This window comes from Treponema endosymbiont of Eucomonympha sp. (assembly GCF_001028545.1).
Genome location: NZ_BBPW01000013.1, coordinates 1 through 16,744, shown reverse-complemented (window position 1 = coordinate 16,744; position 16,744 = coordinate 1). Strand labels below are relative to the sequence as shown.

Here is a 16,744-nt window from a genome sequence, read left to right as displayed (position 1 = left end):
CAGCGACGTATATCAAGGCACACGCGGACGCATGCGGGGCACAAGGCGGCAGTCAGGACATTAGCCGCACAAAAGGGGGCTGAACAGCAAATTGCACTTGGTAGTCGACGAGTACGGGATACCGGCAAGCGGCATTGTGACAAGCGGTACTGTCGCGGACTGTAGCCAGGCGCCTCTCCTTATGGAGGATTTGGAGACGGAAGCGTTCCTTGCGGACAAAGCGTATGACACGAACGAACTGCTCGACATGCTTAAAGAAGCGGATATAACAGCCGTCATCCCTCCGGTTAAAAGCCGGAAAGAGCAAAGAGCGTACAATCATGAACTGTATCGGGCACGGCACGTCATTGAAACCGTCTTCCGTGCCCTCAAGCGCTGGCGGGGAATCGCTACGCGCTATGCAAAGCTCACCGCTTCCTTCATCGCCGCCATTCATGTCAGGTGTTTATTCCTCTATCTTCCAGTCCACACTACCTAGACTGTAATAAATTTTTTTCGGAATTCTTCGCTTTTTGAATAATCCGTTTTCGCTGGAGAGCCTTGCCTGCACAGCGGTGGGCAAGTCGTAGATTTGCACCGAGTCCCTTGAGGAAACTCGGTCGATACCCGCCCTCCGCGCGGGTATCGCTTGAACCCTCCGCGCCGGCTATGATACGGTGCTTTTATGAACAAGGCGCTTGAGACGCTTAAGGGACGCGGCTTTTTTCAGCAGTGTACCGACGTTACCGGGCTTTCCGCCGCAATGGACGCAGCGCCCATAACGTTTTATATCGGCTGCGACCCCACCGGCGACAGCCTGCATATCGGGCATTTGGTGCCGTTCTTCGCGTTCCGGCACCTCCGCGCCGCGGGGCATTCCGGCATTGCGCTTATCGGCGGGGGCACGGCGCGAATCGGCGACCCCTCCGGCAAGACCGAAATGCGCCGGATGCTCTCCTATGAGCAGCTCGACGCGAACGCGGCGCGAATCGAGCGGCAGCTCGACCGCTTTATCGGCTTCGACGGCAAGACCGCGCGCGCGGAAAACAACAAAACGTGGCTCGCCGGGCTCAACTATATCGACTTTCTGCGCGACATAGGCTCGTGCTTCTCGGTGAACAAAATGCTCGCCTTCGAGTCCTACCGGAAGCGGCTGGAGACGGGGCTGTCGTTCATAGAGTTCAACTACCAATTGCTGCAAAGCTACGACTTCCTCATGCTCCGCGAGCGGCACAACTGCGTTCTCCAAATCGGCGGCGACGACCAGTGGGGGAATATCGTCGCGGGCGCAGACCTTATCCGGCGCAAGACGGGCGGCGAAGCCTTCGGGCTGACCTTCCCGCTGGTTACGCGGAGCGACGGCAGGAAAATGGGCAAGACCGAGCAGGGCGCCGTCTTCCTCGACCCCGCGCTCACGCCCGTATACGACTTTTTTCAGTACTGGCGGAACGTCGCCGACGAGGACGTGCGGAAGTTCCTGCTGCTGTTCACCTTTTTACCGCTGGACGAGGTGGAGGCGCTGTCCGCGGGCGGCGTCAACGCCGCGAAAGAGCGGCTCGCCTATGAAGCGACGCGGCTTATCCACGGCGCGTTCGAGGCGGACCGGGCGCTTGCAGGCGCGCGGGCGGCGTTCGGCGGAGGCGGGGACCGCGAGGCGCTGCCGGCGTGGGAAGCGCCCCGCGCGCGGCTCGATTCCGGCTATCCGGCAGCCGAGCTCTTTGCCGACTGCGGACTGTGCGCAAGCAAAAGCGAGGCGCGGCGGCTTATCCGGCAGGGCGGCGCGTTCGCCTCCGATTTCCGCGGCGACCTGCAGCCCCTCGGCGGCGAGAACCCGCCCGTCGGCAGCGACCGGCTCGACGGCGCGGGCGCACTGCTGCTGCGCGCGGGGAAGAAGCGCTTCTGCCGGATACTGGCGCGGTGAACGGCGTTCGGCGGTAGCCGAACGACCGAGTTTCTTGAGGAAACTCTGCATATAGGTAAAAGCCTCTCGGCGGCACCGAACGCCAGAGGCTATAAAGAAAAACGGGCGGGAGCGGCTGGAACGGATTCTGGGCGCGTATTGATACCTATATGCAGGGAAGCCGCTTCAAGCCTACTCGTCCGCGCATAAAAACGATTTTGCGCCACTGGTTATGGTTTATGTATGCTTTTTTTCTGAAATGAAAAACTCATGATTCTTGTCAAGAAATACTATATAAAAGACATTCGCAATTATATGCCCGGCTATTCGCACTTTGCCGCTAATTTTTATGCGGCACCATTCCGCGTCGCGCGGCGTATGACTAGGTTCTTTGAACTTGCTGTTTGTCGGGAAATCACCGTATACAACAAGCATTTTAGTTTGCCCCGCCTCTGACCGAGTCAATTCAGTAAAATCGCGCAATTTTTCCAAAAAATCGGCAAGAATCTCTTCTTTTTCCCATTCGACAAAACTCTGACCTTGGTTTCTGTCAAAATGGGAGAGGCTTATAAGCATTTTTTCATCAAAGCAACTTTTATTCAGCGACGGGAGTTTTGGAAGGGGATTTTGCCGTTTCGCTACGCTCATATTCTGTCAAGCTGTTTTTCATAAAATGTTTTCATTAAATCTTTTGAGATAGCTCTTGTGCTTGACCCGTCACGACCGGGACTTGCCTCTGTCCTCCAATGGAGCAGGGCATCATAAAATTTAATGCTCTCGTCAAGACCAAGCCATGCCGCTTTCCACGGAAATTCTTCGCGTGTCAGGCATTCAAGGTAGTATCCGGTTTCATTTCCGTATGTTTTCAGCGTGTCGTCTGTTACCTGCAACCGCTCTTTTGACGCAAGAGCTTTTATTTCCTTTATTGTTTCTTTTTTTTGCTTAATGTTTCCTACGAATATCGGGCTATAGAGTGATTCTACGCCCTCTGATTTTAGCTTTTGCCAAAGCTCATTCACGACAGGTCCATGAAGCCACGCCTGAAAATCTTCGTCGATAATGGGGCTTTTCAGAATTGCGAGGTTCCATGCATCTATATAATATATCAGCTTTTGAAGTTGAAGCTGATTCATTTTGCCTTTTTTTGCGCAAATATACCGTGCCATATCATACGCCTTCATTTCCTGCCCCTTTTGTTTTAGTATACTTGTATACTACCCACTTATGTTTAACCGCGTCAACTGGAGTAAAATTATTTTTACTTATCCCCTATGCTACAAAAGCCGTGCATTCCCGTGTTGCGGCATCGTGTGCTGTGCATTTCCGCACTCAGCGGCAGTTCCTTCGACCCCTATGGAGAGAAAGAAACGGGTTTTGCCCGCTTCCTTCTCGTCTCATTCCAAAGGCGGGGAACCCGCCTTTGGAATGACCTTACGGCACCACCGCCGAGCTTATCGCGCTCCACGGCCCCTTTTCTCCGCGGGTGTTTTCCCACCGGAGGCAGACGTATACACGGCTTCCCCGCTGGTCGCCCGTAAAAGAGAGTTTGTAGGGCGAGCGGGTGCTGAACGCCGAATGCGTCAAATCCTCCTGATTCTCGGTCGGCGTCTCGCGGATTTCCCAGAGGATTTCCGCCCCGTGCACCCCGAAAGGCTTCGCTTCGCCGGCGCCGTTTTCATCATGAAAGATTATCGACAGGTGCTGCAATACCGCCGTGCCGATAGTGAACGAGGGAATCGTCGAGGGCACCGGAACCGGCGTGCGGCTCGCGCTGCGCACCGTCACGCCCAAAAGAATCCGGTCGTCGTCCGAGACGAGGTGGCTGAACGCTATGTATTCCTGAATGAAGCGGCGCACGTCCGTCTCATAGGCGGCGCGCGCCTCGTTTTTGGCGAACACGTCCGCCTTGCCGCGGTTGGGGTTTTGCGCCGCCGTGTATGCCCGCCGGTATTCCGTGCGGAACCCCTCCAGCGCCGCTACCGCCGCTTCGGGAATTCCCCATTCGTCCGCCTTCGTTCCGAGGTAGGCGCAGAACACGTCCCCCCACTCCAGAAACTCGCCGTCCCCGCTCGGTATCATTTTTATCCTTGCCATAATTTCTCCTTTTTAGCCGTCTTTCTCCGGCTTGTCTTAACGAACGGCATTCTCGCCGTACCGAGCCATTCCCGTGCTGTGTCGAATAAGCGCCGCGCCTTCCGCACCCGTGCCGCCCGTGTTCTGAACTGTTGCGCCCGTGTTCGCAACTGTTGCGCCCGTGTTCGCAACTCTTGCGCCCGTGTTCGCAACCTTTGCGCCCGTGTTCGCAACCTTTGCGCTCGTGTTCGCAACCTTTGCGCCCGTGTTCTGAACTCTTGCGCCCGTGTTCGCAACTCTTGCGCCCGTGTTCGCAACTCTTGCGCCCGTGTTCGCAACTCTTGCGCCCGTGTTCGCAACCTTTGCGCTTGCTTGCGCAAGCCTTGAACAGACCTGTTCCGGCTTGCGCCGGCGAGCCGCGCTTTGCCTGTACCTAATATACTACATTTTCCGCTTAACGGCTCGTTTTTATGCCTTTCGGCGAATAAATCTTTCTGAACGCTGTTTTCGCCGCCCGGCAGCCCCGCCGCGGTTTACGGCGAAGGCGGCGGGACCGGCGCACAAGTGTGGCGTTGTATAGGTCTATTCAACAGTCAGCGGAGCTATGGCAAGAGTTGCGCACGCAAGCGCGGGCGGCGGGCGTCATCAAAGGCGCTTGCTATGCGCGGAATCCCCCGCTACAATGACGCGCACGGAGGCTTTATATGGCAACAGAACAGACGGCAGCACCGGAAAAGGTAACGCTCGACGACTTATACCGGTATCTGGCGGAAGAAAAAAAAGCCCGCGAGGAAGCCACGAAAGAGTGGAATGAGAAAATGGCGGAATCGCGCAAAGAGTGGAATGAGAAAATAGCGGAATCGCGCAAAGAGTGGGACAAGAAAATGGGAGATTTGGGCAACCGACTCGGCGACGTGGTGGAATACACGTTTGTGCCGGACGCGGTCATGCGGAAGTTCGCCGAGCTGGGCTATGAGATAGAGACGGCGGCGCGGGACTACACCATAACCGGAGCGGACAGGCATTCAATAGCGGAGGTGGATATTCTGCTTCAGGACGGGGACACCGTCATCCTCGTCGAAATAAAGACAAAGCTGACGAAGGCGCATATCGACGAGCACGTCCAGCGCATGCAAAAGGTGCGGGCGACCAAACGCTTTGAGGGCAAGGCGCTTATCGGCGCGGCGGCGGGGGCGGTCGTGTCCGATGAGACGAAAGCCTACGCCTTGCAGCAGGGAATGTATGTGCTGGAGCAGACCGGGGAGGCGATACAGATTGTGCCCCGCGACCGCTCGTTTGTGCCGCGGAAGTGGTAGCGGCGTTACCCGTGCTCCGCGCGGGTAACGACAGAGTTTGTCGCAAATCTACGGCTTGCGACAAACTCTGCATAGAGACAAAGCCGAACGGCCGAGTTTCTTGAGGAAACTCGGCCGTTCGGGCAAAGGCGGCGTTCCCAGCGGGGAACGCCGCACCCGCGGCGCACAGGGCGGGCGGGTGAAGAGCAGCGAGGCAAGCGCCGCGGCTACCGTTGGGCGTTACCGAAATGGAGAGAAAGGGAACAGGCAAAGCCAGTTCCCTTTCTCGTCTCATAGGGGAAGCGGTTTTGCCGCTTCCCCTATGACGAACATCTTGACTTTTTTGCCGCCCGCCGCTAGCATGTCTCCATTAGACGGCGGGGCTGCGCGCGGTTCCGGCTTGCGGGAAGCGTCCGCGCCGCTAGGCGGCGGGCGTTCCGCGCACTTGGATTACGGCTTTAACGCCGTATCGGGCATGTCCTTTGGACCTCCATACCCGAACGGCAAGGCGACAGAAGCGGGCGGGGCGGGAGTTTGTTAGGTTGCTCTCATCCTTATGTCCGCACGGAAGGGGTACACGCATGAAAAAATTCGCATGGGGGGGGGTCATTGCCCTCCTGTCCGCTAATCTGCTTACGGCGGAAATCTTTGTAAAGGAGAGCGCGGTCAGCATACCGACGAATGTGTTCAAATCAAAGAAACACACTGACGACCACGACGGTAAAACAGAGACTGAAGAACCTTCTAAAGGCTGGGGCAGCGTTTTCTTCGGGAACGAAATCACCGTCGGAAACAAATTCGACAACGGATTCGACGTCTACGCGTCGGTGCTGACCGGACTGGACGGGTTCGGCAGCAAAGACATTAAGAGTGTCGACGACGAGGGAACGGAAATAACAACGCATTACAAATTCAGACAAACCTTCCTCGACAACACCTTCGGCGCCGGATATACCGTTACATTCGGTTCGTCACAGGCGCGGCTCGGAGTGAATTTGTTCCATTCTATGGACATAGGCGGCGCCTCAATACTCGGCGTTATTGCCAGCCGGCTGTATATAAGCCCTCAGCTCCATTACGGCTATTCGCTGGAGAACGCCGCGGGCATACCGCTTACTCTCGGACTTGGAGCCGAATGGGACTTTGGGCTAGGACTGTCTGACCTGTCCGCAGTAGGAAGAAGCACAGGAGGAGGCAGAGGAGGAGCCGGTGGCGGAAGAACAGTGCTTTCTGATCCTGTATATACGCCGGAATCAAACCCGCAGTTCTGGTTTGACGCTTCGTATGCCGTCTCCGAAAAACTCTCGTTTGACCTGTCCGCCGGACTGGATATAAATGAATCAGTCAAGATAAGTCGTTTTATTGACAAAAACGAAGTACCTCATATTCCCGATACTGATAATGGGTGGAAAGCGGAACTCGTTGAACACCATGAGTACAAGCACACCTCGCTGTCGTTCCCGATAAAGCTCGGCGTAACGTTCAGATAAACACGGCGCAGCCCCGCTACAATCTAACTTGCGGGGCTGTTCTTTTTTTTTATGGGGGCTTTGCCGAGGGGCGAAAACCCATAGGGCGGATAAGGCGTTCGGCGGTAGCCGAACGACCGAGTTCCCTGAAGGAACTCTGCATATAGGCAAGCATAGAGAGCTATAGGGCAGATAAGCATTTACCGAGTTTATCAAGAAGGCTTCGCTGGCGGTTTCCGCGCAGGAGGCTGCCGAGCGGGATTACCGAGGGGCGAAAGCCATAATACAGATAAGCATCGAGTGAGTTTATCAAGAAAGCTTCGTTGCGGTTTCCACCAGTAAGGCTACCGAGCAATATGCCGAAAGGCGAAAACCTATAGGGCGGATAAGGCGTTCGGCGGTAGCCGAACGACCGAGTTCCTTGAGGGAACTCTATATATAGGCAAGCATAGAGAGCCATAGGGCAAATAAGCATTTACCGAGTTTATCAAGGAGGCTTTGCTGGGAGTTTCCGCGCAGGTGGCTGCCGAGCGGGATTACCGAGGGGCGAAAGCCATAATACAGATAAGCATCGAGTGAGTTTATCAAGAAGGCTTCGTTGCGGTTTCCACCAGTAAGGCTACCGAGCAATATGCCGAAAGGCGAAAACCTATAGGGCGGATAAGGCGTTCGGCGGTAGCCGAACGACCGAGTTCCTTGAGGGAACTCTATATATAGGCAAGCATAGAGAGCCATAGGGCAAATAAGCATTTACCGAGTTTATCAAGGAGGCTTCGCTGGCGGTTTCCGCGCAGGAGGCTGCCGAGCGGGATTACCGAGGGGCGAAAGCCATAATACAGATAAGCATCGAGTGAGTTTATCAAGAAAGCTTCGTTGCGGTTTCCACCAGTAAGGCTACCGAGCAATATGCCGAAAGGCGAAAACCTATAGGGCGGATAAGGCGTTCGGCGGTAGCCGAACGACCGAGTTCCCTGAAGGAACTCTGCATATAGGCAAGCATAGAGAGCCATAGGGCAGATAAGCATTTACCGAGTTTATCAAGAAGGCTTCGCTGGCGTTTTCCACCAGTAAGGCTACCGAGCAATATGCCGAAAGGCGAAACCCCATAGGGCGGATAAGGCGTTCGGCGGTAGCCGAACGACCGAGTTCCCTGAAGGAACTCTATATATAGGCAAGCATAGAGAGCCATAGGGCAAATAAGCATTTACCGAGTTTATCAAGAAGGCTTTGCCGGCGGTTTCCGCGCAGGAGGCTACCGAGCGGGATTGCCGAGGGGCGAAAGCCATAATACAGATAAGCATCGAGTGAGTTTATCAAGAAGGCTTCGTTGGCGGTTTCCACCAGTAAGACTACCGAGCAATATGCCGAAAGGCGAAAACCTATAGGGCGGATAAGCGGCTACCGAGTTTATCAAGAAGGCTTTGCTGGGAGTTTCCGCGCAGGTGGCTACCGAGCAATCCCACCGATACGCCCGTCTAGCGGTTTATCAAGGAAGCAGACCGAAGGACGACCCATATTTTCAGCGGCGCGAATACAAGCACACCTCGCTGTCGTTCCCGATAAAGCTCGGCGTAACGTTCAGATAAACACGGCACAGCCCCGCTACAATCTAGCTTGCGGGGCTGTTCTTTTTATGGGGCTTTGCCGAGAGGCGAAAACCCATAAGGCGGATAAGCATTTACCGAGTTTATCAAGGAGGCTTTGCCAGCGGTTTCCGCGCAGGAGGCTGCCGAGCGGGATTACCGAGGGGCGAAAGCCTATAGGGCGGATAAGGCGTTCGGCGGTAGCCGAACGACCGAGTTCCCTGAAGGAACTCTGCATATAGGCAAGCATAGAGAGCCATAGGGCAAATAAGCATTTACCGAGTTTATCAAGAAGGCTTTGCTGGGAGTTTCCGCGCAGGTGGCTACCGAGCGGGATTACCGAGGGGCGAAAGCCTAAATACCGTAATACGGGTAAGCGGCTAGCGGTTTATCAAGGAAGCAGACCGAAGGACGACCCATATTTTCAGCGGCGCGAATACGAGCGCACCTCGCTGTCGTTCCCGATAAAGCTCGGCGTAACGTTCAGATAAACACGGCGCAGCCCCGCTACAATCTAACTTGCGGGGCTGTTCTGTGGTTTTTTTACGGAGGGCACCCTAGCGAGGCTACCGAAGAGGCGTACTAGATAGCGTTTTTCGCTTTTGGGACTTGACTAAAATTTTCACCTATGATATAAGCTGCGTAATAATTTTATTGTATTGCAAAAGCGACGTAGATGTTGGCGAAATTGACTATATCTGAGGGGTATGCCCTGCTGAAAATGCGATAAATATAGATATGGATGCTAAAATGTGAAGTAGTGATACGAGTGTCATATAATATATGTTATATTATCGAAAATATATCTGATATTAAAAGGTGACTTATGGGTGGAGATATGAATATTGAATTAACTGATCTTTTGGACAAATTGGTATCTATTGAAAAGGTGTACCCACTGGCAGCATCGACAGAGATAACAATTCCCAAAGCACCTGACTTTTTTATTGAACCTTCATTAAAGAAAATCGAAGGTAATGAGAAAAGTCCTTTCCTTATCATTACGGCTCCCGGTGCGACGGGGAAATCTGCTCTTAGCACTTTTTGGGCAAACAAACAAAATGTATATCTTTGGAATCTTTCAGGCATTGATATAGGTAAAAACTACTTCTCGGGTACTTTAATAGATTCATTTGGAGAAAGCAATATTCCTTCTGTTATTACAGACATTCAAAATGGAAAAATTGGATTTATTATTGATGCGTTTGACGAAGCAGAGGTTGCTTGCGGATGGGGGCGTATACACAACTTTATTTCAGAGATTTATAAGTTCACAAAAAACGTGAAAACTCCTACAATCGCATTGATTGCAAGGCGAGAGACAGCAGATTTTATTGCTTTGACATTAAATGAGGTACTAAATGCTCCTGACTATGGATATTATCAAATCAATTTCTTTTCAAAAGAAAAGTCTAAAGAGTTTTTGAGTCGGTATATTGAAAACAAAAACCCCAAATCACTCCAGCATCACGAGAGAATGTTGCAAATATTTGAAAAAATAGCCACAAATGTAGACAATATTTTATCTCAAAAAAAAGATACTGCTGATTTTCCTTTTTATGGATATGCTCCTGTTATACAAGCAATAGCGATGCTTTTTATGGAAAATGAGAACTTTCAGAAATTAGAAGCAGATTATAAAAATACAGATTTTAGTCGGAAAATAATAATCAAGATTATTAATGACATCTTAATTCGCGAGCAAAAAAAATTCCTTGATAGTTTTAAAACAAACGCAGATGTTAAAACATTTTCATCTTCATCTTTAATAATAGACAAATTTTATTCTGTGGAAGAACAGTTGGATTATCTGGTATATATCTCAGCGGGGACTGAACTTGATATACAAAGCAAAATAACCAGTTATAATTTGCCGAATACCATTGTTTCTGCATATATTACATCTGTAAAAACTACGATAAGGAATCATCCTTTTTTAAAGGACGGCAAGAACTTTGTCTCGGCAGTTTTCCAAGATTTCTGTTGTGCTACTCTCTTATCAACGAAGCATACAGATGCTGTGTTTTCTTTTGCGCAGACTAAGTTCTTTAATATAACCCCCTTATTTTGGGATTTTTATCTGACTAAGCGTAAAGCAAATGATATAGAAGCACAACATATTGGAATAATGTATGAGTCAGTGCGGTCTATGGCTAAAGAAGAAATTTTTGCTGTAATATACAATGATAACGAGAGACTTGTGCTATCTTATGAAATAAATCAAGCAACCCTTCCTCAAAATATATCAATAAATACAGGTACAAATTTGGCGTTTATAAATCACCTTCGTAATATGTCTATACATACTGATTTGGATATTGAATTTTATTCAAAGGGCGACGAATTTAGTATATACAATGCTGAAGTATATACAAAAGGTAAAATTATCATTCATCCAAAGAAACTGGAAATAATATGCCACAATTTGGAGAAGCCTATCTATCTCTCTTCAGAAACGACATTTAAATTTTCTAAGGATCTTGCCATAACATCTTCCGGCAATAAAAATTTTAATATGTTTTATCCCAACGGAAGAATGTACCCATTTGCAAATTACTTCAAAGAAAAAGAAGAGAGCGACTTAAAGAATATAGATAACGCTATGCTTGCTTTGCGCAAGATATTGCGTTGGTTTAGGAAGGACAAACGTGATTCTATTGCGCGTTTTGCTGATTTAATTAATACTGTTGTAAAAACCAGTCAAATTAACCAAGATATGTTAAAGTATTTATTAAAAACCAAAGTAATATATTTTGATAGTCCTTTTTATAAAATGACGCACAGAGAGGCTGCAAAAAAAGGAATTAATTTTGATGCGCTTAAAAATGCTGAACCAAACAAAGATCTTAAACAATTCTTAGAAGACTTTGTTAAATAATACTTATCTATCTTATCCTTTTAAGATAAGATAGACGAGAGTTGCTTCTTTTTTTATATGCGCAAATAGAACCGTAATACGGATAAGCACCTACCTTCTTTATCAAGAAGGCTTTGCTGGGAGTTTCCGCACAGGAGGCTACCGAGCGGGATTACCGAGGGGCGAAAGCCATAATACAGATAAGCATCGAGTGAGTTTATCAAGAAAGCTTCGTTGCGGTTTCCACCAGTAAGGCTACCGAGCAATATGCCGAAAGGCGAAAACCTATAGGGCGGATAAGGCGTTCGGCGGTAGCCGAACGACCGAGTTCCTTGAGGGAACTCTATATATAGGCAAGCATAGAGAGCCATAGGGCAAATAAGCGGCTACCGAGTTTATCAAGAAGGCTTTGCTGGCGTTTTCCACCAGTAAGACTACCGAGCAATATGCCGAAAGGCGAAAACCCATAGGGCGGATAAGGCGTTCGGCGGTAGCCGAACGACCGAGTTCCCTGAAGGAACTCTGCATATAGGCAAGCATAGAGAGCCATAGGGCGGATAAGCATTTACCGAGTTTATCAAGAAGGCTTCGTTGGCGGTTTCCACCAGTAAGGCTACCGAGCAATATGCCGAAAGGCGAAAACCCATAGGGCGGATAAGCGGCTACCGAGTTTATCAAGAAGGCTTTGCTGGGAGTTTCCGCGCAGGTGGCTACCGAGCGGGATTACCGAGGGGCGAAAGCCTAAATACCGTAATACGGGTAAGCGGCTAGCGGTTTATCAAGGAAGCAGACCGAAGGACGACCCATATTTCAGCGGCACGAATACGAGCGCACCTCGCTGTCGTTCCCGATAAAGCTCGGCGTAACGTTCAGATAAACACGGCACAGCCCCGCTGCAACCTAACTTGCGGGGCTTTTTTATGCAGGAAGTGTCTTAAAGGACGGATTTATATTAGAGAAACACGGAGAAGCGGCGGTAAAGCGGGTTTGACACGGAGATAACTGACAAAACATGAAAGAATCAATTCTTATTAAAAATTTTGGCCCTATCAAAGAGATAGAGATAGATGACATTCGCCCGTTTACGGTGTTCATCGGTGAATCCGGAAGCGGAAAAAGCACGATTATGAAGGTGCTTGTTCTGTTCCGCTGGCTATATAAAATGCTCAATATCCGCTCCTATTTGAGGTACGCAAAAATATCACACTCGCCGTTTAGCTTTGATTTTAAGCAATATTTAAAAAACAACGGCATTTTCAAATACCTGCGTTCTGATTCCGAAATACGCTATCAAAACGGAAAAACTATTATTCATTACAGAGCCAAACTCGGAATGTCTAAAATAGTTCCGGAAGATGAATTAAGTCTGGAAAAAATGGCGTTTATCGGCGACAGGAGAAATATAATCCCTGATATTCTTGCAAATAAGGTTGACATACGTGACGATTTCTTCTTGAAAGAAACCCGTGATGATTTCTGGCTTGCTTCAGATCCTATAAAGGAGATGGCTATAGATTATTTAAATATTCAATACTTCAGAAAACAAACTAGCCTCGGTGTGAAGCATTTTATTAAGGGAAACGATTATACTATCAATTTTGAAGACGCATCTTCAGGAATGCAAACCGTTGTGCCGCTTTCTGTAATTGTTGAATATTTTGCCGAACATTATGATTTTGCGAAACAATTCAATGATATTATTTTCGGATATATGTCGAGAAGCGACAGCCTAAAGGATTTTAAGGCAGGGCTAAATATCAGTGGCATTAAACACAGAAATATCCACATTCATATCGAAGAACCGGAATTGAGCCTGTATCCTGAAAGTCAGCGAAGTTTAATTGACTTTATCGTAAACCGCTGTTTTATTCAGAAACATAACGGATACAACATGACCGTTATGATGGCAACACATAGTCCATATATCATAAATCACCTTAACCTGTTGATTCAACGCCATGACAAGGAAAACAAAGCGTCAAACTATAAGTATGATGACATGGGGGTTTACCAGATTGAAGACGGCAAATTGCATGATTTAAAGATTACTAACAAACGACTCATAGATACAAATCCTCTCTCAGAACCAATAAATGCAATCTATGACGAATACGAAGGGCTAAAGTAACAACGTGGATAATTTACTGAAAAATGAGTTTGTTGATTATTATTATGATAAACATCATGCTTTGATAAGTAAAACGCTGGATGATGTCCGAAATAACGCCAAGATAGAAAAGAAAAATACCAATGACATCTGTTTTTCGACTGACGATGTCTGTGGCTGTTTGGCATTATATCCAAATAAAAACGCGGGAACATCTCGGTTCACTAATGGAAATGGATATAATATTGTAATTATCAACTATGATAAGTTTCTTACCAGTTTGCCAAATCCTGTTCAGCGTGGAAAACAACGCTGTGATATTATCATGTATCTGGTTAAACAAACGGATGATTTTTTATTGGTCGAAATAAAAAAGAGTTCTAATGACTCGTCAAAATCAACCGCTAATAAACAATTACTAGACACACTTGAAATGTTAATAACGGTACCGGAAATAGAAACATTTATAAAAAAATTTCAAATTAAACGGTGCTGCCGTTTCATAAAAAAAATATCAGCACCAGACCTGAAATTGAAAAATACGGCTTTGAATTATATCGATTTTTAGATTCACAAAACTATACATTTAACTAAAAGAATATGAGAATGTACGATTTTGCCGTATGCCCAGCCCGCCGTCCGTGACGGGCTGGGTAGCGTAGCGGGTTTTTGTTGCTACGTTCAACCTTGAAATCGGGTTGCGGGTTCGAGGGCACAAAAACGTCATTTAAGATACGGTTTACCCTTCGTCGCTTTGCTCTGTCGCCTATGAAAAGCGCCAGTCGGCGCGCTGGGATATGTTGAGACTACCGAGAGGCTTTGCCAGCGGTTTCCGCGCAGGAAACTACCGAGCGGGCTTGCCGAGTGGCGAAAGCCTATATGTTGTAATACGGATAAGCGGCTACTGCGGCTACCGAGGAATCCCACCGATACGCCCGCCTAGCGGTTTATCAAGGAAGCAGACCGAAGGACGACCCATATTTGAGACGCACGAATTTGAGCCCACCTCGCTGTCGTTCCCGATAAAGCTCGGCGTAACGTTCAGATAAACACGGCGCAGCCCCGCTACAATCTAACTTGCGGGGCGGACTTAAAGGAGCGGCTTCCGCCGCTCCTTTTTTTGCGCGCAAAACGTTACTATGCGGTACAGGGGCTTCACCTATCTGCCGAGTTCTTTCAGAGAACTCGGACGTTCCCTACTGGGAACGCTTGACGCTTTTAGCCTATGCTCATATCTTTATTTTCTAGAGAGGCGTTGAAGTATGGAAGAGTTTTTTAGTGAAAAACAAAAGGCTAATATACAATACTTTCGGGATAACCTCGAAAGTTTAATATCCAATCCTTTGTACAAAATGAAATTCGTAATTATCCACGATAGCAAAATCGTGGAGGCTTTTGACGCGTTTGATTCGGCACTAACGGCGGCTGTTGCGCAATATTCGGCTGATGAATATATCATACAACAGGTTTTGTCAGATAAAGATATCATAAATTATCTAAACGCGGCGATAGCGTAAGGGAGGAAATCAATGGCTCATATTTTTAGTCAAAAAAGCGATATTAATATAAACCCTGCTCTGCCGCCGGGGACAAAAGTGAGAATAGCGTATTCTCCACAGCCGCTAATGTTAGGAGGTTTAACGCTTCCGGTTATTATCTCTACTGCTAGTGCTTATTTGAAGACACCGGGCTTTAACAAATCATTTGCACCTTCACCTACCGTAATGGCTCTTTTTGACACAGGAGCAAGCACTACGGCTATAGATATTGGGCTGGCAAAGCATTTGAAATTATTGCCGACAGGTGTTTCACCAAATTTTACCGCTGCCGGATTAATTACAATGCCAACATTTGCAATTGATTTGCTTTTTCGCGGCGGAATAAATCCTCATAGAGACTTACAGATTGGCTCTTGCAAATTAAATTTTAACATCGCAGGTAATTTAAATGACCCAGGAAATTTTGGTGTATTAATTGGCAGAGATATAATGTCACGGTGGAATATAGTTTGGAATGGTCCAACATCAACGGTAGTTATCAACGATTAAAAACACGGCGCAGCACCGCCGCAATCTAACTTGCGGGGCGGACTTAAAGGAGCGGCTCTCGCCGCTCCTTTTTTTTGCGCGCAAAACGTTACTATGCGGTACAGGGGCTTCACCTATCTGCCGAGTTCTTTCAGAGAACTCGGACGTTCGGTGGTAGCCGAACGCGGCGTATAGGCAAAGCCGCGCCGCGCTCATACGCCCATATCAGAGGCTCTGATATGCCCGTAACAGAGGCAGCGATACGGGCGGCAGAGTGGCAGCGATATGGGCGGCAGAGTGGCAGCGATATGGGCGTATCAGAGGCGGCGTTAGGGGCTTAACAGAGGTAACGATATGGGCGGCAGAGAGGCGCTGTCTAGGGTAGAACAGAGACATTGTCTAGGGTAGAACAGAGACACTGTCTAGGGCAGAACAGAGACCACAGTGGGGAGAATATAACCAAGAACGTAGAACAGAGACACTGTCTAGGGCAGAACAGAGACACTACCTAGGCAGTGTGGACTGGATAAGGGGAAAGAGGTAAAATGGGAAGCATGAAAGAAAATGAAGGCATTCACCGGCATGATATAAGCGACGAGGCGTGGGAACGGATAAAAGAACTGCTGCCCGGACAGGCAGGGAAACGCGGGGGAGTGGCGAAAGACAACCGTTTGTTTATCAACGCGGTAGCGTGGCAGACGCGCACAGGCGCTCCGTGGAGGGATATACCGCCAGAATTCGGAAACTGGAACAGCATACACAAGCGGTTTTGCCGCTGGCGGGATAAGGGAATATGGAGAACGCTGGCGGATACCGCAATAGGCGAGCCTGCCGGGGATATCCGTATGATAGATTCGACGTATATCAAGGCACACGCGGACGCGTGCGGGGCACAAGGCGGCACTCAGGATATTAGCCGCACAAAAGGGGGCTGAACAGCAAATTGCACTTGGTAGTCGACGAGTACGGGATGCCGGCAGGCGGCATTGTGACAAGCGGTACTGTCGCGGACTGTAGCCAAGCGCCTCTCCTTATGGAGGATTTGGAGGCGGAAGCGTTCCTTGCAGACAAAGCATATGACACGAACGAACTGCTCGATATGCTTAAGGAAGCGGATATAACAGCCGTCATCCCTCCGGTTAAAAGCCGGAAAGAGCAGAGAGCGTACAGTCATGAACTGTATCGGGCGCGGCACGTCATTGAAAACGTCTTCCGTGCCCTCAAACGCTGGCGCGGAATTGCCACGCGCTGCGCAAAGCTCACCGCTTCCTTCATCGCCGCCATTCATGTCAGGTGTTTATTCCTCTACCTTCCAGTCCACACTGCCTAGCGAGTCTTCTTTAGACACTGCGTCCGATTCGTTAGCGCACCCGAATAATGCAAGGGAAAAATACAGCAAACCAGAGATTGTAACAGCAAAACTTTTTTCATAACTATTTTCCTTGATTCAGCGT

At 48.9% G+C, this 16,744-nt stretch carries 16 protein-coding genes; 13 read left to right on the top strand and 3 right to left on the bottom strand.

The window, feature by feature from the left end; genetic code table 11:
• Positions 1–79: 79 nt before the first annotated feature.
• The gene (locus AWU74_RS01455; protein ID WP_306700901.1) at positions 80–478 is read left to right on the top strand and encodes an IS5 family transposase; all 399 of its coding nucleotides are present in this window, start codon (positions 80–82) and stop codon (positions 476–478) included.
• Between the two features lie 186 nt (positions 479–664).
• Positions 665–1,900 (top strand): tyrosine--tRNA ligase, encoded by a 1,236-nt coding sequence (tyrS, locus tag AWU74_RS01450; protein ID WP_062326893.1) that lies wholly within the window; start codon positions 665–667, stop codon positions 1,898–1,900.
• Between the two features lie 216 nt (positions 1,901–2,116).
• On the opposite strand, the gene AWU74_RS01445 is transcribed toward tyrS, so the two are convergent.
• The 3 genes from AWU74_RS01445 to AWU74_RS01435 all read right to left on the bottom strand — a co-directional run bounded on the left by AWU74_RS01445 (position 2,117) and on the right by AWU74_RS01435 (position 3,973).
• Positions 2,117–2,527 carry a hypothetical protein gene (locus tag AWU74_RS01445; RefSeq protein WP_062326891.1) on the bottom strand — a complete coding sequence of 137 codons (411 nt, stop codon included), beginning with the start codon at positions 2,525–2,527 and terminating at the stop codon, positions 2,117–2,119.
• A complete protein-coding gene (locus tag AWU74_RS01440; RefSeq protein WP_062326889.1) occupies positions 2,524–3,060 on the bottom strand; it encodes a Panacea domain-containing protein in 537 nt (178 codons plus the stop codon). The genes AWU74_RS01445 and AWU74_RS01440 overlap by 4 nt, the downstream gene beginning before the upstream one ends.
• 250 nt (positions 3,061–3,310) lie before the next feature.
• Positions 3,311–3,973, bottom strand: a complete 663-nt coding sequence (locus tag AWU74_RS01435) for a hypothetical protein (protein WP_062326887.1) — start codon at positions 3,971–3,973, stop codon at positions 3,311–3,313.
• A gap of 683 nt (positions 3,974–4,656) precedes the next feature.
• Between AWU74_RS01435 and AWU74_RS01425 the strand changes: the two genes are divergently transcribed.
• The 11 genes from AWU74_RS01425 to AWU74_RS01390 all read left to right on the top strand — a co-directional run bounded on the left by AWU74_RS01425 (position 4,657) and on the right by AWU74_RS01390 (position 16,620).
• The gene (locus AWU74_RS01425) at positions 4,657–5,268 is read left to right on the top strand and encodes a hypothetical protein (protein ID WP_062326883.1); all 612 of its coding nucleotides are present in this window, start codon (positions 4,657–4,659) and stop codon (positions 5,266–5,268) included.
• 100 nt (positions 5,269–5,368) lie between these two features.
• The gene (locus tag AWU74_RS01420) at positions 5,369–5,788 is read left to right on the top strand and encodes a hypothetical protein (RefSeq protein ID WP_062326881.1); all 420 of its coding nucleotides are present in this window, start codon (positions 5,369–5,371) and stop codon (positions 5,786–5,788) included.
• Positions 5,789–5,828: 40 nt separating this feature from the next.
• Entirely contained in the window at positions 5,829–6,737 is a 909-nt protein-coding gene (locus tag AWU74_RS01415; RefSeq protein ID WP_062326879.1) for a hypothetical protein, read from the top strand.
• 1,400 nt (positions 6,738–8,137) lie between these two features.
• Complete coding sequence (locus AWU74_RS11375) at positions 8,138–8,302, top strand: hypothetical protein (protein WP_187150784.1); 165 nt, start codon at positions 8,138–8,140, stop codon at positions 8,300–8,302.
• 823 nt (positions 8,303–9,125) lie between these two features.
• Positions 9,126–11,177 carry a hypothetical protein gene (locus AWU74_RS01410; RefSeq protein ID WP_062326877.1) on the top strand — a complete coding sequence of 684 codons (2,052 nt, stop codon included), beginning with the start codon at positions 9,126–9,128 and terminating at the stop codon, positions 11,175–11,177.
• Between the two features lie 991 nt (positions 11,178–12,168).
• A complete protein-coding gene (locus tag AWU74_RS09865) occupies positions 12,169–13,284 on the top strand; it encodes an AAA family ATPase (RefSeq protein ID WP_162504643.1) in 1,116 nt (371 codons plus the stop codon).
• A gap of 4 nt (positions 13,285–13,288) precedes the next feature.
• A complete protein-coding gene (locus AWU74_RS01400; RefSeq protein WP_062326875.1) occupies positions 13,289–13,831 on the top strand; it encodes a hypothetical protein in 543 nt (180 codons plus the stop codon).
• 229 nt (positions 13,832–14,060) lie between these two features.
• Positions 14,061–14,312, top strand: a complete 252-nt coding sequence (locus tag AWU74_RS09860) for a hypothetical protein (RefSeq protein ID WP_162504642.1) — start codon at positions 14,061–14,063, stop codon at positions 14,310–14,312.
• A 213-nt stretch (positions 14,313–14,525) separates the two neighbouring features.
• A complete protein-coding gene (locus AWU74_RS01395; protein ID WP_062326873.1) occupies positions 14,526–14,780 on the top strand; it encodes a hypothetical protein in 255 nt (84 codons plus the stop codon).
• A gap of 12 nt (positions 14,781–14,792) precedes the next feature.
• A complete protein-coding gene (locus AWU74_RS09855) occupies positions 14,793–15,311 on the top strand; it encodes a pepsin/retropepsin-like aspartic protease family protein (RefSeq protein WP_162502683.1) in 519 nt (172 codons plus the stop codon).
• Positions 15,312–15,844: 533 nt separating this feature from the next.
• A protein-coding gene (locus AWU74_RS01390; protein ID WP_162504641.1) for an IS5 family transposase occupies positions 15,845–16,620 on the top strand; the annotation gives its coding sequence in 2 pieces (ribosomal slippage) (positions 15,845–16,223 and positions 16,223–16,620; 777 coding nt in all).
• Positions 16,621–16,744: the final 124 nt, after the last annotated feature.